Consider the following 24,167-nt stretch of genomic DNA (forward strand, 5'->3'; position numbering starts at 1 on the left):
GAATATTATCATTGTAGTTATTTTTAAATGTTAAGTAAAATCAAATTGATAAATGAAAGGTTTTTATAGTAAAAAATGTTCCTATAATATTGCAAGGACAATATAGCAGCAGCCCTTTCACCGCGCTAGAATGCGTCGACAACTAAGCAAGGTTAGCACGGCAAGTATGGATGTTTGGTGAGTTTGGGCTTTGTTAGGAATAAATTTGAACATCTGAGCAAAGTGAAGAAGGCATCAAAGAGGCGAGTATCAGGATGATACGAGTAAATATAAGTCGGCCATATTCTGTAGCCAAAGTGAGGGGTGTTAAGGAATTTGCTAATTTCCTAACTCGACCGTTGTCACTGTTGCTATTGCTTCCACTACAAAAAGCTCAACATGTCCGAAACCCAATCACACAAATTATAGTCAAATACTGTCACCCAAACCCGAAAACCATAAAAACAGTCAGGTGCGTATTGATTTTATTATGTTTTTACCTTGTTATTTTTTACAAAAATCAAAAAATTCAATGTCTTAAAGCTTTCTTTAAAGCTTAATATGTTTTTTTTACATTCCTTTACAAAAAATCACCAAAAAAACTAGCCAAGCTTTTTTTTAACATTATAATTTTAAAGCTAAAAATTAAATTAGCTTTTTTATAGGCTAATAATCATAAAACAATATTTTATTTGTAAGGTGGGATGTTATGAAGTACAATCTTGGACAACAGACAACAGACAACAGACAACAGACAACAGACAACAGACAACAGACAACAGACAACAGACAACAGACAACAGACAACAGACAACAGACAACAGACATGGCGAGCCTATGCCTTAAATTTATCCAATAATCGCATTAGCTGGTTTTTTACACTTACCTCGTTTATATCATCAAAATTATCCACCGAATTATTTAAAAAAATCCCGTTGGCATTAGCGCCAGTATTGTTATTGCCGTATTCGCAAGGTTCGCAAGCATTAACGGCACATACTAACCAAGTGATTCAAGGTAGTGCCCCGTATTTAACGTTTGATGGAGGCCAAACTAAAGCGACAACCACTGACGCGTTATTGTTTATTACCTTGCCAGATGGTACAACGGTTACGCCATCAACCAATACATCAAGTGCAACAAATCCAATAAGGCTAATAAATGGAAATACCTTTAGTGATATAGGGATGTTGCTACCACCGTCAACCAACTCAATAGGATTAGATGCACTTATTCGAGCGCCGTATAATTATTGGGGAGATGATGATGGAGATGGTCAGGGTACTAATGGGGTGACTGCAATGGGAAGTTTATCGGTGAGTTTTACTGATAAGAATGGCATTACAGTAAGCCGTAGTGATACATTAGATATATGTAGTGCACCTTATAAGGTAACATTAAGTAGTACAGATGGTAATTTAACTACCCAGTATGGTATACCGAATAGCAGAACTTTTGGGGGTAGTACGGTGACGTATTATATCAATCCAAATTCACAGCCTAAAGTTTGTTACGCAAGGCCGAATCTTTACTTTGGTGACTATGAAGTGGCAGGACCTGCTAGCATATGGAATTCTGATAAGGGTTTTCTTACTCAGTCAATAAATCTATCATCTTATAGTCTTAATTTTCCGACAACAGGTGCTGATGGATTGTATTTTGATTTAGATATAGGTGGGGTGGATGCAAGTCAATTGACCTGGTCACCTGTTACTCGTGGTGGAATAACGGCTACTGTGAGTTGGATACAGCCACGTTCGGGCTCATTTACAAGCGCATGGGGAGTAATAGAATACGATTCATGGATTGATGATAAATCTCAGTATGTAACGCGGGTGACATTAAATGGTCCTAGAGCGAGTGATGCGCAAATACAGTCAGATAATCCTAGTCCACTTCGTAGACCTATTTTACCGCAGACCTTTGAATTAGAGGGTAGGGATAAAAGTGGTAATGTGGTGATTAAGTACGGTTTTGTATTGCAGAAGTGGTTTATCAATCGAGGTAATAAAAATAGGAGCTATTCTAAACAATCATCGTGGTGTAGTAGTTTGGGGTATCGTTTGTCACGAGTCAGAGATTTAACCAATGCGAAATGTGGTAAGGATAAATGGTTTCCATGCTTAGAAGGCATAGAGGGTGCCACGCCGTCATCAAGTGGTAATTATTTCCAGCGTCAAATAGGAGCAGGCTTTTTACCCGAGTGGGGCTACTTAAGTTATTACCCTGATGAAGTTTTCCAGACTAACTACTTTTGTGTAGATTCTGACTATGGCAGCAAGGTTGCCGTCGAAGGTGAGTACTATGAAGTATACTACGACAGGGGCGACGACAGTGACAGTTTCAGTGTTATTTGCACTGCACCTTAGCTTTAGTTCTGAATCATTAAGGCGCAGTGATACTTATATGACTGTAGTTGGTTAAGTTATCAAAGAACATCCCCGCGTCAGTTTGGGAGGGCAGGCAGAGCTGCGAGCTTTGCGCTTTAATGACGGAAAATCAAAAAGCACTTCCCCCGACTGACGATGCCTAAGCTGTGAAGAGTTACTCAACATAAACAATTAGACATTATCATAATAAAAATTGAGTAAAATTAGTACCAAAAAAAACAGCTATTTTTTAGCTGGTTTTTTTGTATAAATGTCAAACGATTTTTTATAAAAATATCAAAAAGTGATGATGTGTGATTGTAGTAAGGTAGTTTTTTGTGGCGTATAATTTGGTCTCCAATAAACAACTTTCTAACGTAAAATCAACATGAAATTTAATGTAATTATTGCAGCCTTAATGGCAACCAGTTTATCTTGTGCTGCTGTAGAGCCTGCTCCGCATTGGGATTATGAAGGCGAATTTAAACCCGAAAATTGGGGAAAACTTTCACCTGAATTTTCAACCTGTGAAAACGGCAAAAATCAATCGCCGATCAATATTGAACATGCACTAAAAACCCATCATGATAAACTTAAACTGGCGTTTAAACCCAGCAAGCAAGAAATCATCAACAACGGCCATACCATTCAAATCAATGTTAACGAAGGTAATACCTTAGAAATTGATAATGAAATCTTTACGTTACAACAATTCCATTTTCATGCACCAAGCGAAAATATGATTAAAAGCAAACCCTTTCCGATGGAAGCTCACTTTGTTTATAAAAACGACAATGGCGACTTAACGGTTGTTGGTCTTATGTTTAATAGGGGAAAATCTAACCCCGAATTAGCTAAAGCTTGGCAACATATTCCGACACAAGTAGGAAACACTGCGACATTAAGTCAGTCGGTTAATATTAAGGCATTATTGCCAAATAGATTAGATTTTTACCGCTTTAGCGGCTCACTAACAACACCGCCTTGTACGGAAGGTGTGAGATGGATTATTTTAGAACAAGAAAGTAGCGCATCTGCCAAACAAATTGAAAAATTCCACTCAATCATACATCATGATAACAACCGTCCAATTCAGCCTTTAAATGGTCGTGTGATAGTTAATTAATACTTTTTGGCTCTATCGGTGAAAGCGAATAGAGCCAATAATTAGTGCACTTATCATTTATAACACACTAAAATATATAATGTATTTTTTAATGATTTTTCGTAATTAAACATGATACGCATACCGTATAAAAATTTTGCGCTATCATCAAATAATATGAATATCCATGCCAAGGACGTTGTTTATATCAGAAAAAACAATGCGCAATGTTATTCGATTAAGTTAACAATTCCACCTGTATTTAATATAGTTGAAGCAGAGAAATAAACTTAGCTATTAATAAATAAGCCGATATAATAAAATGACTTAATAGGATTAAGCTCTTTTTTATTGTTATTTACCTATAGCGGTGGTGGAAGCGACATTTAAAACGATTAAACGGAGTTTATAAAGGTCAATTCCTCATCTCGACTATGGAGTTATAACATTCTTTTTCTGCATATGCATATTGGTATAATAATAACAGAGTTATATTCGTCGTTAGGCTACTTGCCTACAGTTGAGTTTAAAAAACAGACAGCTCTTAATTTTTTGATTGAATATATGTTGCCATTTCAGAATTTAAAAGAGCTTAATATAACAAGGAGAATAAAATGTTTAGTGCATTACATCCATATGATAATAAGCTAATTTCTTATACGGAATACCTAAAATTTGCATTAGATCATAATTTTCAAAAACCTAATGATGCGCCAGGTGCTCGCTGTCCTGTTTGTGAAAGGCGTCTGAAAGTCAGAGCAGGAAAACAAAAGGATGATGGGCATTTTTATCACAATGATGAATATTATTGCCCAACAAAAGAAGCAAATAAAAGATCCTACGGTAACTTGCCAATAACAAAACAAAACGCAGAAATACGACAAAAAAACCTTAATTTTGCTAAAGAAAATATAGGTAAAATTTGGGAAAGGTTGAAAGAAATTATTCCATTCTTTGACTTTTCAGAGTTTTTGTCAATTCTTAATGAAGCAAAAAAACTCAATATTTACGAATATACAAATCTTAATCCTCAACTCTTACCCTATGTTTATGTAACCCTAATAAACTATTTGCCAAGTAAAAGTTATAATAAACAACGAAAATTAAAGTTTTGCTTTTTCTATGAAGCGAGAATTAATACTTATGAGGATTTATGGATTAATCAAGGTGCATTTTCTCGCTTAGTTAGGATATCATATAAAAATGGTAGTACACAAAAAGTAACTATAATTGAAACAAATACTGATTACCTATCAAAAGAGCAAGTTATTTTAAGTGAAAAACAGCTAGAATTTTTGAAAAAAAAAGTATAACTATGAATAAATAGCCCTATATAGGGGCTTTATTAACGCTCATATCTAATTTTTATAAACCCGTTTTTTCCACGCCAAATCATTAATTCTTTGAATTGCGCTATATAAGTTGAGCGTTATAGGCTAGTCTTACTTTGTTTTTATTGTTATGCGCTAATACTACTTCAATCATACGGGTTTAAGTTTGGCTTCGTTCATTGATGGTAATAGCGATAGAGCGTAAGCCATGTGCTACTAGCTGACCTCTGTAGCCTATACGCTTGCGGCGTTAGTTTTTTGGGGATTAAGTGGTTCATCATGTTTAATACGGTTAGGAGACACATATTCACTATTACTCCCTAGTAGTTTTTGTGCTAATAACCTTAAAGTTTCATTGGATAAGCGTACATTGTGGGCTTTTGGGGCTTTCATTTGTTCAGTAGAGATATGCTTTTTCTCAATAAATATCAAAATGTTTAAGTATCAAGTTAATAATGATTATGTTAATTGGTTGAATTTTGTAAAAGAAAATGTATTTAAGGCTGGTGTGCCATTAAGGGCAGAACTTCTTAATTTAGTTTATGATTCAAACGATGAATTGGGCTGTAAAGCAGAAAAGGAAAGCTTAGGTTATAATTCATCGCAATTACATCCAGATATTTATATGGATGAGTTATTAGTTGGAATGCGAACTATTAATCAAGTTTTAGCGCATATTATGAAAAAACTTGATATTTATGATGAATTTAAATTAGATACATCTGAATTGTATGTTAAGTAAAAATTTATTTATAAATTTCAAATTGATGACAAAGAGCTCGTTTTTTGGCGAGTTCTTTGATCTAATAGAGAGGAGTCCATTATAAGAGGAATTCTTCTATGCTAAAAAACCAATTCCAGCGACACCAGAAAAAAATAGAGCAAATCTCGCTAGATGCGCTTGTCCCTCAAAATCATCTTGTTCGTAAAATAGCTAAAGTCATTGATTTTGAATTTATTCGAGAAGCGGTAGCACCACTTTATTGCCTTAATAACGGTCGTCCGGCAGAAGATCCGGTCAGACTGTTTAAAATCATGCTATTGGGGTATCTTTTCGGTATCCCCAGTGAACGTCGTCTAGTTCAGGAAATTCTGGTCAATTTAGCTTATCGCTGGTTTCTGGAATGGGATTAACCGAAAAAGTGATTGACGCCTCAACACTCAGCCAAAATCGTCGCCGTCGGTTTAATGACAGTGAAATCTATCAATAGATTTTTGATAATATTGTTGAGCCCAGTCAATATATTGATGCGCTTAATCAAGCCATCAACGCAGAAAGAGAATTAAACGGAAAAAAGCCTTAAAGCCATCGACGGTAGAGAAATACAAGGATGTTAAAGTCAGTACAACAGATTCGGATAGTGGCTTTATGCATCGGGAAGACAAGCCTAAAGGATTCTTCTACTTAGATCACCGAACGGTTGATGGCAAACATAATTTAATTACCGATACCTATGTCACAGCCGGAAATATCCATGATCCCCAGCCTTATATGGCTCGATTAAAACGCCAGCTAGAGCGGTTTGGCTTTAATCCGGTTGGTGTCGGTCTTGATGCGGGTTATTTTACGGCTCCCATTTGCCATTTACTGCTGGCAGAGCAGATATATTCGGTGTTGGGTTATCGTCGCCCCACCCATGGTGCGAATCCCATCAGAAAAAAGCAGTTTATCTATAACCGTCAAAACGATACTTATACTTGCCCAAACGGGCAAACATTAATATATAAAACTACCAGCAGGGAAGGTTATCGTCATTATCATTCTGATGCAACAACCTGCAAAATCTGTCCGTTATTGTCACAGTGTACACAGAGTAAAAATACACAGAAAGTCATCACACGGCATATCTGGGAAGCAGATAAAGAAAAAGCCAACGAGATTCATTTAAGTCAGTGGGGTAAAAAAGTCTATGCTCGGCGAAAAGAAACGATAGAGCGCAGCTTTGCTGATGCTAAACAACATCACGGACATCGCTATGCTCGATTTAGAGGAAGAGCGCAGGTTCAAATGCAGTGTTTATTGGCTACAACGGCTCAAAATATCAAGAAAATAGCGATAAAGTTATTTTTGTTACGTTTTTTTAGGCTATTTTTTAATTTATTTAATAAAATCCAAATTAAAAATCCTATTTATGGTTTAAATAAAAAAATAAACCCCGAATTATATCGAGGTTTGTCATCAATCTGAATAGCCACATTTAGTGGCTATTTTTATTAATGGCTATGATTCAATTCCTTGACTACGCAGATAATCTTCATAATTACCCGTATAATCGTTCACTTTTTCAGGTGTAATTTCAACAATTCGAGTCGCTAAGGAACTTACAAACTCACGGTCGTGTGAAACAAAAAATAGTGTGCCCTGATAAAGCTCTAATGCCATGTTGAGTGATTCAATTGATTCCATATCAAGATGGTTTGTTGGCTCATCCATGACAATAATATTCGGGCGTTGCATCATCAATTTACCAAATAACATGCGTCCCTTTTCACCACCAGATAGGACTTTAACTTGTTTTTTAATATCATCTTGCGAAAATAATAAACGCCCTAAAATACTACGTACCGCTTGCTCATCGTCGGTGGGTTGCTTCCATTGACTCATCCAGTCAAATACGGTTAAGTCTTCATCAAATTCATATTCATGATCTTGCGCGTAATAACCAATATTGGCATTTTCTGACCATTTGATCTCGCCTTGTTCTGGTGTCAGTTCGCCCATTAAGGTTTTTAGTAGGGTGGTTTTACCGATACCGTTAGTCCCTAAAATCGCGACTTTCTCGCCTACTTCAACCATTAATTTAAGATTTTTAAATAGTGGGCCGTTGTCAAAACCTTTCGTCAGATTTTCAACAACAAGGGCATTGCGAAACAGCTTTTTATCCTGTTCAAAGCGAATAAATGGGTTTTGACGACTGGAAGCTTTGACTTCTTCAAGTTTGATTTTTTCAATTTGTCTGGCGCGTGATGTCGCTTGCTTGGATTTAGAAGCATTGGCACTAAAACGACTTACAAACGATTGCAATTCACTTATTTGTGCTTTCTTTTTGGCATTGTCAGCTAATAAGCGCTCTCTGGCTTGAGTTGACGCGGTCATATAATCGTCGTAATTACCAGGATAGACACGCAATTCACCATAGTCCAAATCGGCCATATGGGTACAAACCATATTTAAAAAATGGCGGTCATGCGAAATAATAATCATCGTACTTTCGCGTTGATTTAGCGTCTCCTCAAGCCAACGGATCGTATCAATATCTAAGTTATTGGTTGGTTCATCAAGTAATAAGATATCCGGATTTGAAAATAGGGCTTGCGCTAACAATACCCGTAACTTCCAACCCGGCGCAATTTCGCTCATTAGCCCGTAATGTTGCTCAATGGGGATACCAACACCTAATAATAATTCGCCAGCACGAGACTCAGCGCTATAACCATCCATTTCAGCATATTGAATTTCTAAATCAGCCACTTTAAACCCGTCTTCTTCGCTCATTTCTGGGAGCGAGTAAATACGATCGCGCTCTTGTTTGATTTGCCATAATTCGGTATGCCCCATAATGACGGTATCAAGTACGGTAAAATCTTCAAAAGCAAACTGATCTTGGCGTAATTTACCTAATCTTTCATGTGGATCGAGCGATACATTACCCGATGTCGGCACTAGATCACCACCAATAATTTTCATAAAGGTCGATTTACCACAGCCATTAGCACCGATAAGCCCATAGCGATTACCGTTACCAAATTTAACCGAAATGTTTTCAAATAATGGCTTACTGCCAAATTGCATTGTGATGTTATTTGTACTTAACACTAAAATTTACTCTCTTTAAAATGCGTTTTGCTCAAAAGCAATAATTAGCCTTTAAGTGAAACCTATAAAATGTGATTTAGCGCACATTATGCCATAAAATAGCTTTTTTGAGGATCTTTGATTTATCGGCTATCTTTTTTATGGTAATTTATTTAAGTTATTATCAATTGATTTAGCGTGATTTTATAAGAATTATAAAGAACGTTTAGGGAATAAAACTACGTTTCAATAAAAATGGAAATTCAATTACCAAATATAGGCGTGCACCAGGAAATGGTAAGTTTACTTATCCTCATTTCACAAAGCTTTTCACTGATAGCCTCATACTCGTCTAACTAACATAACTTATTAATATAACTTATTAATATTAAAAAAGTATCATGAAATCATGATGTAATTTTATCCACCAACGGCTTTTACACCACTCCAATAATCTGTTATTATCGAAAAATAAACGCATATAATTTGTAAATATTTAGCAAACACCTTCAGTCAGTGCAATTTGGATTCCATTATCGCAATTAACATAACGAGATTAGTATGACTAAATACATTGAATCAAACGATATTCAGTTTAGAATCAGACTTTATTTATCAAAGACAACAATACTCACATTTACTAATTTTTATCAATGTTTGGAAAATGCCTTAAAGGCTTATCAAGACAGTTTTGATTCAAACATGCGTTGGTACCTATCTAAAAACAGTATGAAAGCGAAACCTGAAGAGTTAGTCTACCAGCCTGAGGGTTTTACTGATTTTGGGATGAAAAAACTTGCATTAGCCTACAAAAAAATTGAAAAAAAAATGATATGCAGGTTTTTTTATTGATGGTGAACCGACAAGTGTCGGGCAGGTTATCACTTATAGCGTTGATAAGTCATTTTCTGATAACGCTATTATTAATTCTAATATTAAGTTTTTTTTCACGAAACTTGAAGATTTACAGCTGTTAAAGCAAATTACAACCTTTGTGACAAAATTAGCTAACGCCTTTACGGATAGCTATATTGATATTGATGTGCTGGGTATATTTCCTGGACGAATTGGTACTTCGCTAATTGTTTACATTCCAGCACCACTAAATGCAAAGGATTAGCCCGAGGCGCATAAAATTATTCCTATTAATCAAAATGATAAACAGGTTGGCACTGTCATTGTATCGCTCGATCATTTTCCATCTTTTAAAAATATTGAGGATGTTAAAACCATCAATCGTCTGGATGTGCGATTACGCGAGGCAGATTTGTTACCAGCGAGAGGTTTAGGTTCTTCTCTGAACTAGACTACTCAAACCAAACTACTAGAAAAAGAAACTGCAGCAGATAAGACAGTAGCTAAACCGTATGCAAAGACCAAAATCAATATAATGAGTCAAGATGTGAAGGTGGCTTGGTTACAAATTAAAATACAGTCATCAGAAACTGAGATAAAGACATTATGGATAAAAAATGAAGCTGCTATTGCCAATGTAACCAAATCCAATGGCGAGTTGTCTTTAGCCGAAAACAGGGCTGGTTGGACTAAGCCTTTTTTACAAGTGAGTAATATACCCGGTAGCACACTGATTGTGGCCACGGCATTATAGGTTGAGATAAATAATGCAAAGTTATTGCTAGACGACAATCAAACAATATTAGACGCTAAAAAAGTTGGACATAAAGTCAACATACAAACTCAAGCCATTGTTGATACGGTTGAACGAGTATTAGCTGCAAGAGAATGCTAATATTAATCGAATTTGTGTCAGATTTAAGCTAATTTGTGCCGATTATAGCTTGAAAATTCCTTATGATAGCTTTTATTTAATCGTTAAAAGAGGCTAACATGCGTATTTTGTACAAAGCGAAAGCCATTATTTATAGTACATTATTATTGAGCACAAATTGCAGTTATGCGACACAATTACAATTAATTAGCACAGATCTTATCAATAATGGATTTACTACTCGATTTATATCCAATCAATTTGGTTGCCAAGGCGAAAATATATCTCCACAAATTTCATGGCAAAATCTACCAAAAGCGACAAAAAGTTTAGTATTAACTATGTATGATCCTGATGCACCAACAGGTTCTGGGTGGTGGCATTGGGTGATTGTTAATATTCCTGTACAAACATCGTTTATTAAACAATCAGCAGGAAATAATCCCAATTTATTGCCTAAAGGAAGTAGATTAGTACGTAATGATTTTGGCGTGATAAATTATGGAGGGCCATGTCCTCCGTTAAATTCGACTCATCGATATCAATTTACACTTTATGCACTAGACATTGATCACATTGAGGTTGATGAACAAACTACCCCAGCTCTAGTTGGTTTTATTGCTAATTCGCATCAAATAGCAAAGGCAGATATAATTTACTCCTACTCACGTTGATATTGGTTAATAGGCTATTAGGATTATGGATTTTGCTTCAATTGGTCGAGTGAATTATATAACACAACGTTGTAATCAAACCCTAAAACAGATTCAAAGCATTGATCCAATGATTGTCTATGTCATAAATGGCGAAAAACAGATTGAATGTGAGGGCGAATATTTTAGGGTAAAAACAGGTCAGTTAGTCCTGATTCCAGCAGGTAATTTAATGAATATAAATAATTTTTATATTGATGATAAGGATTATCAAGCCATTTGTTACTCTTGGCATGCACAGCTACTAGACCAATTTGCTTTATCTCATTTTTATCAGAGTAATCAAATTATTAAAAAAAATTAAAGTTGAAACAATATTACCTGAAACTTTTATTGCTCGACTAATACAGATTAAAACAGAATTATTTACGCATAATCAATGCAATTCTAATCTTGTTAAACATTTATTTATTGAAATTTTAATTAGATTATCTGAATTTGGTGTGTATTTTCCACTGAATAATAACCCGAAAATTAGCCAAAAAATTCGCGAAATTATTAACCAGCAGCCAGACAAAAAGTGGCAGGCAGCAGAAATTGCTAAACAATTTGCTATGAGTGAATCAACTTTACGGCGTCATCTTGCTTTAGAAGGATATAATTTATCCAAAATTATCTTAGATATAAGAATGAATTTTGGTTTAATGCTGTTACAAACCACCCAAAAAACGATCCTACAAATTGCCCAAGAAGTGGGATATGAATCAGGCTCTCGTTTTGCTTTTTACTTTAAACAACGTTTTGGGTTTTCACCAAAGAGGCTACGTTAGTCAATTTTTTATCACTACCATTTAATTTTATTTATTAAATTGTTTTTTATGCATGTCCATTACCATGGTTTCTCAGACTATAGTATATAGCGCTAGCAATTCCTACAGATTATCAATTATTTTATCATAGTAATCAATTTTTATGATATAAAGTTTACAAGTGCTAAGCCAATTGATACGATGCGTCTCTCATTATTTTCTTTATATTCATCAATTATGCTTTATCTTATTTTTGTAACAATTATTTGGTCGTTTTCGTTTAGTTTTATTGGTGTTTATATCAGTGGACAGGTTGATACTTGGTTTGCTGTAGTTATGCGTGTTTTGTTAGCATTTATTACCTTTTTACCTTTTTTATGCTTTAGAAATATTAAGCTTAAAACCCTATTTCTTTTAATGGGTGTTGGGGCTTGTCAATTAGGGATTATGTACTTTTTTTATTATAATTCCTTCCAATATATTTCAGTACCTGAAGTGCTGTTGTTTACCATTTTTACACCTATTTATGTCACGGTTATTTATGATTTACTGCAACGTCATCCATTAAGATTGAGTTACCTTTTTACGGCAATATTAGCAGTTATTGGTGCCGCTATTATTCGTTATGATCATATTAGTGCAAACTTTATTATTGGTTTTTTATTAATTCAAGGAGCTAATATTGTTTTTGCCTTAGGGCAGGTTGGTTATAAAAGAATTATGGAGATATATCCAATGCCTCAACATCAGGCTTTTGCTTGGGTTTACTTGGGGGCGGTAATTGTGGCAACAGTAGGTTGGTTGCTTTTTGGCGATGCATCAAAATTACCTACAACTATTTTACAATGGAGCATTATTATCTGGCTTGGCGTAGTGGCTTCTGGCATATGTTACTTTTTATGGAATTATGGTGCGACAAAAGTGAATTCGGGCACTTTGGCTATTATGAATAATGTGGTTATTCCAACAGGGATTTTGGTGAATGTGGCGATTTGGCATCAATCAATAGACTGGGTACGCTTTATATTGGGTAGTGCAGTCATTATGTTGGCACTATTGCTACACTACAAAGTTAAAATTGCTCATTAAGTTAAGAACAATAATCTGTAGGAATTATTCGCGTTATTGACAGTAATTTGAGAAACGTCCGTCATAAATAGACATAAAAAACAGAACTAACGTAAATCAAAGATTGCGATATGGCACTTATATCATAAAGAAAAATAACTACCACTGATTTGGCTAAACATTTTGATGAATCGTTCAATGATTTGTAACCTGCTAAAAAAGCCTGTTTGAAGCTATTTGTCTTCTTAACCAGTAGCAACAAACGTTATAAAACCATTAATCATGTCATTGATCATTTGGTTAAAATTTAAAAATCGATTAAAGATAAATTAAGACGGCAAGCCCAGTATGCATTTTTCAGGTGATAGGTTTTGTAAAAAATATTCAGGATTCTATACCGTTTGGTGATAAATTAAAACTCTGCAGTATTTTATTTGTTAGATTCAAAAGATAGAAAATGATTTATTCATTTTTATACACATAAGATGATTTTAAGTAAAATGCTTTAGGCATTGTTAGCAAATTATTTGAATCATGAAGTGTAAGCAATCTGGTGTTGTGCTATAAATAACCGTTTAAGGTAAATGTGTCATAATTGATAAAATTAACGGTGTTGTAATGGAAGATAGCATCGTTGATATTAATAAGCTTGAAGCGATAGCGCCTTGCAACACTTCAAACTGCCTTGCCATCATATAACAATTTATCGCAATTGAAACTGAACTGAGTAATACCACCACTTGCAATTCTAAAGTTGGTAGTCCAATGAGTTTACCTAAAATATAGGTAACAATAGGTAACATAGCCAATTTTAATGTGCAGATAGCTGTTGTAATTAAAAGTTTATCTCGAATTTTATATTCAGCTAGTCCCATGCCTAAAACAATTAATGAAAGAGGTGCGGTCATCTCACTCACCATTTTGGTTGATTTATCGATAAAGTTAGGTAACGGTAAACCAATAAAATTCACTATAATGCCTGTAAAAATTCCAATAATAATGGGATTTTTTGCAACATTTTTAAAGGCTTTAACAATCCCTTTAGTCGAACATTTTCCCATTTGCACAAATTCAATAGAAACCGTCGCAAGTGTCCATAAAATTAAGGCATTAAAAATAACGATAATGGCAACAATGGGGATAGCATTATCGCCTAATAACATTTTAATAATAGGAATACCAACAAACACCGTATTGGTATAAATACTACCCATAGCAAACATTGTACTTTCTGAACCATTTAACTTAAATAATTTAGATGCAATTAGGCAACCAATTGCAAAGACAATAAAGGATCCACCAAAAAAAACGAATAACAGTTTTATATCGATTTGCGAATGTTCAGAAAAATGGCTCATGATCTGAAATAGCATGATGGGAAATGCAATATAAAAGGTAAATTTGGTTAAGCTATCGGTGACTGTTTTTTGCCAACGACCTACTTTAACCGCTAAAAAGCCGAATAAAATTAGCATAAAAAGGGGCAGAGTAGATAAAAACTGCGCCCATAATGTTGTAAAAAATACCATCGTTATTATTTTATTGATGATTGCGTATGAAGTACCATTCTAAGTCAGTTGATCGTTTTGAATCAAATTGATAGCCTTCTAAATTGAAATCTTTAATATCATCACGGTGATTAATTTTATTTTTTATAATAAATCGGCTCATTAAACCACGCGCTTTTTTAGCATAAAAGCTAATCACTTTATAATCATCTTTGCTTTTATCTAAAAATATCGGTTGAATGATCTTAGCATTGAGCTGTTTTGCTTTTATTGCTTTGAAATATTCGTTTGATGCCAAATTAATTAATGTGGGATGTGATGATTTTAACAACTCGTCATTAAGTTTATTTGTTAATGATTCTCCCCAAAATTGATAAAGATTAGTATGGTTACCGTTTTTTAAGCGAATACCCATTTCTAAGCGATAGGGCTGAATTAGATCAAGTGGTCGTAATAAGCCATATAATCCTGACAAAATCCGTAGATGTGATTGAGCAAATTTTAGATCACTATCATTAAAATCTTCAACATGTAAGCCCTCGTAAACATCACCTTTAAAAGCCAGTATCGCTTGCCTTGCATTCTCAAGATTAAAATCACTATGCCAATTTTGAAAACGCTCATAATTAAGCTCAGCTAATTTGGGGCTGATAGACATTAATTGGGCTAAATTCTCCACACTCAATTTTTGACAATCTTGTATAAGGGTTTTAGTTGAGTCAATAAATTGAGGAAGCGTATAATTTTGGGTTAATAATGGTGATTGATAATCTAAGGTTTTTGCTGGTGAAATAATTGTTATCATAACGTATTTTGCCTATTGTATTTTGCAATAAATCGGGCTATTTTACATCTAATTCAACCCAAAGGAGTAGCAAAATGAACGTAGATAAACAAGAAATGCACGATATCAAAGCTTGGCCTACTATTCGTGAAATATTTTTTGAAATTGTCGGCGCTATTTTTGAATTTTTTATAGGGGGATTTTAGTTGAGTTAATAAATTGAGGAAGCGTATAATTTTGGGTTAATAATGGTGATTGATAATCTAAGGTTTTTGCTGGTGAAATAATTGTTATCATAACGTATTTTGCCTATTGTATTTTGCAATAAATAGGGTTATTTTACATCTAATTCAACCCAAAGGAGTAGCAAAAATGAACGTAGATAAAAAAGAAATGCACGATATCAAAGCTTGGGCTACTATTCGTGAAACATCTATTGAAATTGCCGAAGCTATTTTTGAATTAGCCAATAATGACGAAACTTTAGCTGAGCAGATTTGGTCAGAAGGGAGTGATGAAGTTTTAAAGCTCGCTTTTGCTAAAACTAAAGCTGATAGGCTGTTCTGGGGTGAGCAAACCATTGAACGCAAAAATATTTAGATTTTTATGAAGTTAACTTTTTTAGGAACAAGCGCAGGCTCTCCTACCGCACAACGTAACGTGAGTAGTATTGTGCTAGATGTTAGGCAAGAAAGAGGGCGCTTATGGCTTTTTGATTGCGGTGAGACAACTCAGATGCAAATGCAAAAAGCCAAATTTAGCCTTTCTAAACTTGAGATCCTCTTTTTAACACATTTACACGGTGATCACCTGTTTGGGCTACCCGGTGTTTTAACATCTCGCTCTTTAATGCAAAATCAATCATCGTTAATTTTGGTTGGTCCAAAAGGTATTAAACAATTTATCGAAACGGTCATTGAAATTAGTGATTCTTGGTTAACTTACCCGCTTAATATTATTGAGCTTGAAAAAGATTGTACCGTTTTTGAAGATAACCTGTTTCGAGTTGAAGCAAAATTATTACAACACCGCGTGCCTTGTTTTGGTTATCGTATTATTGAAAAAGATCTGCCAGCAACTTTAAATATTGATAAATTAAAGCAAGATAATATTGAGATAGGTTCTTTATATAGTGATCTTAAAAAAGGTAAAACAATCATACTTGATGATGGGCGACTAATTAATGGGTTAGACTATTTAGGTCAAATTAAAAAAGGTCGGAAATTAGCGATTTTAGGTGACACAATACCTTGTGAAGCATCGATTGAACTTGCTAAAGATGTTGATGTTCTTGTGCATGAAGCAACACAAGAACATGCTTTAGCGGATAAAGCCATTGCGCGCGGTCATTCGACAACAACACATGCCGCAACAATAGCCAAGCAAGCTAATGCTAAAAAGTTAATTATGACGCATATTAGCCCTAGATATAGTTTACATGATAATGATAAATTGGTTAGCGAAGCTAAAAATATATTTCCGAATACCGAAATAGCCACCGATTTTTCCACGTTTGAAATTTAAACAGATTTCGCCGAAATGCTCGGCGAATAAGCGGCTGTTCTAAATACAAAAATCTTTAATTAATTGTTCTATTGTTGCTTTGGTTGGCTTTAAAAAATCTAATGAAATAAATTCATCGGGTTGATGTGCTTGTTCAATTGATCCCGGACCTAACACAATAGTTGGTGAGATTTGATTTAAGTATGGTGCTTCGGTACTATAATTCACTGTTTCGGCACTATGGCCAACTAACTTTTCAATATGCTGTAATGCCGGATGATCTTTTTTGCATTCATAACCTGGAATAGGCGAAACTTCGTATTGTATTTCAATTCGATTTGGATATCTATCTATGACAGGCTGAAGTACGTCACAAAGAGCATTATAAAGCGAATCGATATCATTATTAGGCAATACCCGAATATCGATGACCAGTTCACAACAACCACAAATACGGTTTGCTGCATCGCCTCCATGAATAACACCTAAATTTAATGTAGGATAGGGAACACTAAACCCCTCATTGTGGTACTGCTGTTTAAATTGCTGTTTCAGGATTAATAAGCGTTCAATGACTAAATGCATCACTTCGATAGCGTTAATACCTTTATCTGGATCACTAGAATGCCCTGATTTACCAATTACTTTTATAGAATTAGAGATAAACCCTTTATGAGCACGGATGGGTATTAAAGATGTTGGCTCGCCAATAATGGTACAGTCAGGTTGAAGATTGGTGTTTTTAGCAAAAAATGATGCGCCAGCCATGGAGGTTTCTTCATCAGCGGTAGCTAAAACGTAAATTGGCTTGTTTAACTTTTTGAGATCAATATCACGTAACGCTTCTAAAATAAAAGCAAAAAAGCCTTTCATATCGGCAGTGCCTAGTCCATATAGCTTATTATCTTCTTCAGTTAGCTTAAAAGGATCTTTTGTCCATTGTCCTTCATCAAAAGGAACCGTATCGCTGTGCCCACTTAGTAATAAACCACCTTGCGTTTTATTGTCGCTGTTTGAATAAGTTGCTAGCATGTTGAATTTGTGTCGAGTATTGGGGACAGGCTGAATATCAATAGTAAAACCTAAATCTTCAAACCAAGTAGCTAACTTCTCGATAAGTGGTTGGTTAGAATAATCCAATTTTTCGTTAGTGACATTACTAATTGTCGGGATAGAGACAAGTTCGTTATATAGTGTTAAAAAAGAAGGGATAGCCATAAAATTACCTTTAAATATTACCTTTAAATAATAGCTTGAAAACATATATTTTTACATGCTGTAAGCATAACATTTACATTATCGTTTGCCTATAAATTACCATTCTTTTCAATCGGTATTTTATATATTGGATCATTAATTATCATTAAAGTTATTCCAAATAAAGTAATATGTGTTAATAAATAAAACACACATAATGATGAAAAAGCTACTGCTGAACTTTTAATAAGATAGTTTATTATTGCTAAATAAACATATTGATCATATGCTCAGGAAACAAGAAAATATCAAAAAATCCCCAGATAATGTCATTTTAATTGCTAATAAAATAGGTTATTTAGCTTGTCAACTACCAACCTAAATAGCTAGAAATACGCTTTAAAATAAAGAAGTGTTTATCGAAGGTAACTAATAAATTTGCCAACAGATAAGCTAAAGCGTAAAATGCCCATCCTATTTTGCTTAACCTATTACGAATAAGTAATACTGACTTGAAATCAGAGGCATTTTTTAATGACAACTTTATATGCAAAACCAGAGCTACTTTCGCCAGCTGGTTCCCTTAAAAATATGCGTTACGCTTTTGCTTATGGCGCAGATGCCGTTTATGCTGGTCAACCTCGCTACAGCCTACGTGTTCGCAATAACGAATTTAATCATGAAAATTTGGCAATTGGGATCAACGAAGCCCATGCCCAAGGCAAAAAGTTTTATGTGGTAGTTAATATTGCCCCACATAACTCTAAATTAAAAACCTTTATTCGTGATTTAGAGCCTATTGTAAACATGAAACCCGATGCTTTTATTATGTCTGATCCTGGGTTAATTATGTTAGTTCGTGAACATTTCCCTGAAATGGAAATCCATTTATCGGTGCAATCTAATGCAGTTAACTGGGCTACAGTAAAATTTTGGCACCAGATGGGCTTAACCCGAGTTGTATTATCCCGAGAATTATCACTTGATGAAATTGCTGAAATTCGTGAAAAAGTGCCCGAAATGGAATTAGAAGTATTTATTCATGGAGCGCTATGTATGGCATACTCTGGTCGATGTTTACTTTCTGGTTATATTAACAAACGTGATTCCAATCAAGGTACGTGCACTAATGCATGCCGTTGGGAATATAAGGTTGCTGAAGGCAAAGAAGACGAAGTTGGCCAAATTGTACATAAATGTGAGCCCATCCCAGTGCAACAAGTAGAGCCAACATTAGGTATTGGGCAGACCACAAATAAAGTATTCATGCTTGAAGAGTCTGGACGCCCAGGCGAGTATATGCAAGCTTTTGAAGATGAGCATGGCACTTATATTATGAACTCAAAGGATTTAAGAGCGGTTGAGTTAGTAGGCGACCTGACTAAAATTGGTGTACATTCACTCAAAATTGAAGGCCGAACAAAATCTTTTTATTATTGTGCAAGAACAGCACAAGTGTATCGCCAAGCGATTGATGCCGCGAGCGAGGGTAAACCTTTTGATCCTCGTTTGTTGCAAGAACTCAATGCACTTGCGCATCGCGGTTATACCGAGGGTTTTTTACGTCGCCATAAGCATGAAGAAATGCAAAACTATGAACATAGTCATTCAGTATCTGATAGACAACAATTTGTGGGTGAATTTAGTGGTGAGCGATTAAATGGTCTCGCTGAAATTATTGTAAAAAATAAATTTTCTGTCGGCGATAGTGTTGAAATGATGACCCCAAAGGGCAATACCACTTTTATTATTGAACGTATGGAAAATAGAAAAGGGCAACCAGTGCCCGCAGGACTTGGCGATGGTCATATTGTTTATATTCCCATTCCCGAAGATATTGATCTGAATTATGCATTATTAATGCGTAATTTTGATTAGTTAAATTTAACTTAATACCAAAGCGCAGTATAGCTATTGCGCTTTTGTTTTTTATGTATTAAGAGGATATGAAAATGGATGAAAACATTTAAGAGAGCTGGCCACTGAGTTAGCTATGTAAAAAATGGTTGTAGAAAACGACTGTAGAAGACGACATCGCTAGTTTATGTTTAGTGAGTGGATTATGTCATACTCCTATAAAATATAGTAAAATAATAAAAGCTCCAAAGAAAAGTAGAGTTATATTTTTACTATATGTAATACAACAATTATGTTTAAAGGTTATTTTATTAATAAAAATCACAAAAAAGGAAAATTTTCATTATGATGCGAGTTGGATTATTTATTCTAACTAACTTAGCTGTTATGTTTGTATTTGGCATTGTTCTAAGTATCTTAGGTGTTGATTCACATAGTACGCTAGGTTTACTTATTTTTGCAGCACTATTTGGTTTTGGTGGATCTTTTATATCTCTTCTTTTATCTAAACGGATGGCTTTACGGTCAGTAGGAGGGCAAATTATTACTCAACCTAGTAATAATCAAGAACAGTGGTTACTTGATGTTGTTCGCCGTTTATCAACCGAGCTTAATATAAAAATGCCAGATGTTGCTATCTATCATGCTCAAGATGTTAATGCTTTTGCAACTGGTGCTACCAAAAATAGTTCACTGGTTGCAGTAAGTTCTGGTTTATTAAATACTATGACTCAAGATGAAGCTGAAGCGGTAATCGGTCATGAAATGAGTCATGTTGCTAATGGCGACATGGTCACAATGACTTTATTACAAGGAGTTCTTAATACTTTTGTTATTTTTATTTCAAGAATGTTAGCATCTGTTGTAGCTCAAGCATTGGATGATCGTAATCGTGGTTTATCACAGTTAACCTATTTCTTGATAGTTATGGTTTTTGAAACTGTATTTGGTATTTTAGCAAGCCTTATCGCAATGTGGTTTTCTCGTTATCGAGAATTTCATGCTGATGCTGGTTCGGCTAAATTAGTAGGCAGTACAAAAATGATTGCTGCGTTAGAAAAACTAAAAACCAGCCATGAACCAAGTGAAGATACGTCAATTCTGGCATTTTGTATTAATGGTGCAAAAAAAGCGAAATTTTCTGAATTGTTTATGTCTCATCCACCATTAGAAAAACGAATCAAAGCTTTACAGAATAGAACTTACCAAAACTAATCATTCTATAACAAAAATTATATACAAACGTACAATTATCTGAAAGCTTTTGACAAGCATTATTAAATTAACAATAATGCTTGTCAAATAAAGAACAGAGCGCCTATTAATCCCATTGTCAAAAGAGTTTATAATGCCATCCTATCATAATGCTAAAAATGAATTAGAATTACTTAGTCCTGCCAAAAATATTGAAATTGCACAGCAGGCTATTTTACACGGCGCAGATGCAGTATATATCGGTGGACCAAGCTTTGGTGCTAGGCATAATGCAGGGAATTCTGTTAGCGATATTGCCCAGTTAGTTGAATTTGCTCATCGTTATTATGCAAAAGTGTTTGTAACCTTAAACACCATTCTTCACGATAATGAGCTTGAACCAGCAAGACAACTCATATGGCAATTTTATGATGCGGGTGTTGATGCATTAATTGTACAAGATATGGGAATTTTGAATATGGATATACCTCCCATTGATTTACATGCTAGTACTCAAATGGATATTAGAACACCAGAAAAAGCAAAATTTTTATCTGATGTTGGATTTTCACAAATAGTTTTAGCACGAGAACTTAATTTAACTCAAATATCTGAAATTAATAAAAAAATTGATTCGAAAATAGAATTTTTTATTCATGGAGCACTTTGTGTGGCTTTTTCAGGTCAATGTTATATTTCTCATGCACAAACAGGGCGCAGTGCTAATCGAGGAGATTGCTCTCAAGCTTGTCGCTTACCTTTTACTTTAAAAGATGACCAAGGTCGTATTGTTGCTTACGAAAAACATTTATTATCAATGAAAGATAATAATCAATCGGATAATCTAATGGAGTTAATTCAAGCTGGTGTTAGATCATTCAAAATAGAAGGGCGCTATAAAGACTTAAGTTATGTAAAAAATATTACAGCATTTTATCGCCAAAAATTAGATAATATTTTAGCTAAATCATCAAATTTCTTACCTGCATCAAGTGGTCGTACCGAGCACTTTTTTACACCAGATCCTAACCGAACATTTCATCGTGGAAGTACTGATTATTTTATAAACGGTAGAAAACCTGATATAGGCGCTTTCAATTCACCTAAATTTATTGGTTTGCAGGTTGGTGAGATAACTAAAGTTACATCTAAAACTATCGATATCAAATCCGAGAAAATATTAACTAATGGTGATGGTTTAAATGTACTGATAAAAAGAGAAATTTTTGGATTTAGAGCTGACAAAGTAGAGAAACTTTCGGCTAATCAATACCGCATTTACCCAAATGAAATTCCCAAACCACTTTTTTCCATTAAATTACCTTATATGGTCAATAGGAATCTCGATCATATGTGGCAGCAAAATTTATTGAAAGAAACAAGTAATCGTCGCATAGGTGTATCATTTGAATTACATAATATCGAAGGCGGTATTGAATTAATAGCAAAAAGTGAAGAGGGTATTTGTGTTGAATTAGCATTAAAGGATGAATTTGATCTTGCAGAACAACCAGATAAATTTGTGAAAAATATTAGAGATAACTTATCTAAAATAGGGCAAACAATATATCACTTAATTGAATTTAAAATGAATTTGTCAAAAATTTATTTTATTCCAAGTAGCCGACTAAATCAATTTAGAAGAGAAATTATCGATAATTTAACCACAGCTAGATTAGCCAATTATCATTGTAAGACACGTAAGCCAGAATTAAAACCAACACCAATTTACCCAGAGACACACTTAAGTTACTTAGCCAATGTATATAACCATAAAGCTAAGGAATTTTATGCACAACATGGCGTAAAATTAATTGAAAGTGCGTATGAAGCACACGAAATAAAAGATGATGTCCCACTAATGATAACGAAACATTGTTTACGATTTGCGTTTAATTTATGTCCAAAACAAGCAAAAGGAATCCAAGGAGTAAAAACCAAAGTAACGCCAATGAAATTGATTCAAAACAATGAAGAATTATTATTAAAGTTCAATTGTAAAGCTTGTGAAATGCAAGTTTGGGGAAAAATCAAAAGCCACATCTTAAAAAAACCGTTACCTGGTAGTGATGTTATTTTTATGACAAAGAATTAAATTACTATAATAACAAAAATAACAAAAATAACAAAAAAATTTAGTTTTAAATTGATGAGAACAGATATAAAGCAGTAGTTTCAAAAAATAAAGTTAGTAATGCAAGCTGGAATTAATTCTATAATTACCTGTTTTGTAAACTAAGCTTATTCATTATCACTAAAGTGCCTATATGTGAAACTATACTTGGTTAATCAAATAGGCATTTGCCTATCAACACACTTTAATTAGCAACATAAAGCCTGTTTAAGTGACACCAAGCTTAATTGTAAATATCCGAAACAAAGGTGATGAGGTGGCAGAAAGTACGGTTGTAAATAAACACAATAAAAAACAGTCAGAAAACGCATTGATTTTATTTAACTTTTTTTAAACAACTTTGAAGGACAAAGTGCCCAGCATTAAAAAAGAAGAGCGACGATAAACGGCCAATTAAACAGCCGACAAGTTATAACATAATTGATTTTAATGGTCATTTATTCTTCATTCTTAATTCACAAATTGATTAATTTAATTTTTTGTTGGCGGGTTATGTTTTTTTATTTGAGGTCATGATTATGCTAGTTTCATCGTCTAGTTTTACGTACGTTTATCGTGGTACGCAAAATGCCATTATGCGTACCACGATAAAAATATCTATGAAACTTTAAGTCCTTTATCGTCCGTATCAGTTCTAATTATTAATTGCTACTTAACATCTTTTGATTGAGTATTTTGTCAATCAATTATTACTAGAACAGGAAAAATCTCATATTCAAAAGCTAATCGAATTTATACTTTTTATCGATTATTACTAAATGACGGTTATCAATTTGTTAAGAACTCTATGTCACAAAAAACTTTTTGGCTGTACGAAAAAGACTTGTTATTAATTGGTTTAAGTAAAATGTAATTATAAAACTTACAACAACAAAAAAATAACGTAATTCCGTTGCGCAGGGTTATTAATATTGATTTTAGTCATCAGTGTCCGAGCGGGTACGTAGAGCCGACATTATTTTACGATAATATAATTCACAACAACCTTATTTAACATAATATACATTATTCTAACGTATTGATTTTAATGATTATTTATTTTTAATGTTTGTTAATTTATTGATTAATTTAATATTTTACTAGTGAGTTGTGTTTTTTCAATTGAGGTCAGATTATGCTGGTTTCATTGTCTAATTTTATGTACGTTTATC

The 24,167-nt window shown here is 34.1% G+C and carries 21 protein-coding genes and 2 pseudogenes; 19 read left to right on the forward strand and 4 right to left on the reverse strand.

Annotated features, from left to right (window positions below; genetic code table 11):
• Positions 1–701: 701 nt before the first annotated feature.
• The 5 genes and pseudogenes from A9G47_RS13455 to A9G47_RS13460 form a co-directional block, all read left to right on the forward strand.
• Positions 702–2,348, forward strand: a complete 1,647-nt coding sequence (locus A9G47_RS13455) for a hypothetical protein (protein WP_081303503.1) — start codon at positions 702–704, stop codon at positions 2,346–2,348.
• A 388-nt stretch (positions 2,349–2,736) separates the two neighbouring features.
• Positions 2,737–3,474, forward strand: coding sequence for a carbonic anhydrase (locus tag A9G47_RS02835; RefSeq protein ID WP_065567193.1), 738 nt, complete (start codon positions 2,737–2,739; stop codon positions 3,472–3,474).
• Between the two features lie 593 nt (positions 3,475–4,067).
• A complete protein-coding gene (locus A9G47_RS02840) occupies positions 4,068–4,766 on the forward strand; it encodes a hypothetical protein (RefSeq protein WP_065567194.1) in 699 nt (232 codons plus the stop codon).
• A gap of 373 nt (positions 4,767–5,139) precedes the next feature.
• Complete coding sequence (locus tag A9G47_RS02845) at positions 5,140–5,526, forward strand: hypothetical protein (protein ID WP_141674790.1); 387 nt, start codon at positions 5,140–5,142, stop codon at positions 5,524–5,526.
• A gap of 98 nt (positions 5,527–5,624) precedes the next feature.
• Positions 5,625–6,969, forward strand: a pseudogene (locus A9G47_RS13460) (transposase); the annotation flags it as partial.
• 36 nt (positions 6,970–7,005) lie between these two features.
• Here the strand turns inward: A9G47_RS13460 and A9G47_RS02860 are convergent.
• Positions 7,006–8,601 (reverse strand): ABC-F family ATPase, encoded by a 1,596-nt coding sequence (locus A9G47_RS02860; RefSeq protein WP_065567197.1) that lies wholly within the window; start codon positions 8,599–8,601, stop codon positions 7,006–7,008.
• Positions 8,602–9,141: 540 nt separating this feature from the next.
• Here A9G47_RS02860 and A9G47_RS02865 point away from each other — a divergent pair.
• The 8 genes and pseudogenes from A9G47_RS02865 to A9G47_RS02890 all read left to right on the forward strand — a co-directional run bounded on the left by A9G47_RS02865 (position 9,142) and on the right by A9G47_RS02890 (position 12,860).
• Positions 9,142–9,432, forward strand: coding sequence for a hypothetical protein (locus A9G47_RS02865; RefSeq protein WP_065642103.1), 291 nt, complete (start codon positions 9,142–9,144; stop codon positions 9,430–9,432).
• Positions 9,433–9,574: 142 nt separating this feature from the next.
• The gene (locus A9G47_RS14580; protein WP_255309193.1) at positions 9,575–9,700 is read left to right on the forward strand and encodes a hypothetical protein; all 126 of its coding nucleotides are present in this window, start codon (positions 9,575–9,577) and stop codon (positions 9,698–9,700) included.
• 288 nt (positions 9,701–9,988) lie between these two features.
• The gene (locus tag A9G47_RS02870; protein ID WP_141674791.1) at positions 9,989–10,189 is read left to right on the forward strand and encodes a hypothetical protein; all 201 of its coding nucleotides are present in this window, start codon (positions 9,989–9,991) and stop codon (positions 10,187–10,189) included.
• A 39-nt stretch (positions 10,190–10,228) separates the two neighbouring features.
• Positions 10,229–10,330 (forward strand): annotated as a pseudogene (locus tag A9G47_RS14830) (riboflavin synthase); the annotation flags it as partial.
• A 98-nt stretch (positions 10,331–10,428) separates the two neighbouring features.
• A complete protein-coding gene (locus A9G47_RS02875; protein WP_218057412.1) occupies positions 10,429–10,983 on the forward strand; it encodes a YbhB/YbcL family Raf kinase inhibitor-like protein in 555 nt (184 codons plus the stop codon).
• A 25-nt stretch (positions 10,984–11,008) separates the two neighbouring features.
• Positions 11,009–11,326 (forward strand): AraC family ligand binding domain-containing protein, encoded by a 318-nt coding sequence (locus A9G47_RS02880; protein WP_065642105.1) that lies wholly within the window; start codon positions 11,009–11,011, stop codon positions 11,324–11,326.
• 139 nt (positions 11,327–11,465) lie between these two features.
• Positions 11,466–11,792, forward strand: a complete 327-nt coding sequence (locus A9G47_RS13850) for a helix-turn-helix transcriptional regulator (RefSeq protein WP_141674792.1) — start codon at positions 11,466–11,468, stop codon at positions 11,790–11,792.
• A gap of 180 nt (positions 11,793–11,972) precedes the next feature.
• Positions 11,973–12,860: a carboxylate/amino acid/amine transporter gene (locus tag A9G47_RS02890; protein ID WP_218057413.1), complete on the forward strand. Its 888-nt coding sequence runs from the start codon at positions 11,973–11,975 to the stop codon at positions 12,858–12,860.
• A gap of 554 nt (positions 12,861–13,414) precedes the next feature.
• Here A9G47_RS02890 and A9G47_RS02895 read toward each other — a convergent pair.
• Both A9G47_RS02895 and yaaA read right to left on the reverse strand, forming a co-directional pair.
• Positions 13,415–14,368, reverse strand: coding sequence for an AEC family transporter (locus A9G47_RS02895; protein ID WP_065642107.1), 954 nt, complete (start codon positions 14,366–14,368; stop codon positions 13,415–13,417).
• A 10-nt stretch (positions 14,369–14,378) separates the two neighbouring features.
• A complete protein-coding gene (yaaA, locus tag A9G47_RS02900; RefSeq protein WP_065642108.1) occupies positions 14,379–15,152 on the reverse strand; it encodes a peroxide stress protein YaaA in 774 nt (257 codons plus the stop codon).
• Between the two features lie 351 nt (positions 15,153–15,503).
• On the opposite strand from yaaA, the gene A9G47_RS02905 reads away from it, so the two are divergent.
• Both A9G47_RS02905 and rnz read left to right on the forward strand, forming a co-directional pair.
• Positions 15,504–15,731 carry a YccJ family protein gene (locus tag A9G47_RS02905; protein ID WP_065567204.1) on the forward strand — a complete coding sequence of 76 codons (228 nt, stop codon included), beginning with the start codon at positions 15,504–15,506 and terminating at the stop codon, positions 15,729–15,731.
• 6 nt (positions 15,732–15,737) lie between these two features.
• On the forward strand, positions 15,738–16,655 hold the full coding sequence (gene rnz / locus A9G47_RS02910; RefSeq protein ID WP_065642109.1) for a ribonuclease Z: 918 nt from the start codon (positions 15,738–15,740) through the stop codon (positions 16,653–16,655).
• A 39-nt stretch (positions 16,656–16,694) separates the two neighbouring features.
• On the opposite strand, the gene argE is transcribed toward rnz, so the two are convergent.
• The gene (gene argE, locus A9G47_RS02915) at positions 16,695–17,852 is read right to left on the reverse strand and encodes an acetylornithine deacetylase (RefSeq protein ID WP_065579398.1); all 1,158 of its coding nucleotides are present in this window, start codon (positions 17,850–17,852) and stop codon (positions 16,695–16,697) included.
• 513 nt (positions 17,853–18,365) lie between these two features.
• Between argE and trhP the strand changes: the two genes are divergently transcribed.
• From trhP to A9G47_RS14835, 4 genes are all read left to right on the forward strand, one after another.
• Positions 18,366–19,709, forward strand: a complete 1,344-nt coding sequence (gene trhP / locus A9G47_RS02920) for a prephenate-dependent tRNA uridine(34) hydroxylase TrhP (RefSeq protein ID WP_065579397.1) — start codon at positions 18,366–18,368, stop codon at positions 19,707–19,709.
• Positions 19,710–20,033: 324 nt separating this feature from the next.
• Complete coding sequence (htpX, locus tag A9G47_RS02925; protein ID WP_065567208.1) at positions 20,034–20,903, forward strand: protease HtpX; 870 nt, start codon at positions 20,034–20,036, stop codon at positions 20,901–20,903.
• Positions 20,904–21,036: 133 nt separating this feature from the next.
• Positions 21,037–22,977, forward strand: coding sequence for a peptidase U32 family protein (locus A9G47_RS02930; protein ID WP_065579396.1), 1,941 nt, complete (start codon positions 21,037–21,039; stop codon positions 22,975–22,977).
• 727 nt (positions 22,978–23,704) lie between these two features.
• The gene (locus tag A9G47_RS14835) at positions 23,705–23,869 is read left to right on the forward strand and encodes a phage/plasmid replication protein, II/X family (protein ID WP_442903228.1); all 165 of its coding nucleotides are present in this window, start codon (positions 23,705–23,707) and stop codon (positions 23,867–23,869) included.
• The last annotated feature ends 298 nt before the right edge of the window (positions 23,870–24,167 follow it).

Origin of the sequence: Gilliamella sp. WF3-4, assembly GCF_001690275.1 — a bacterium.
Lineage (GTDB): Bacteria > Pseudomonadota > Gammaproteobacteria > Enterobacterales > Orbaceae > Gilliamella > Gilliamella apicola_C.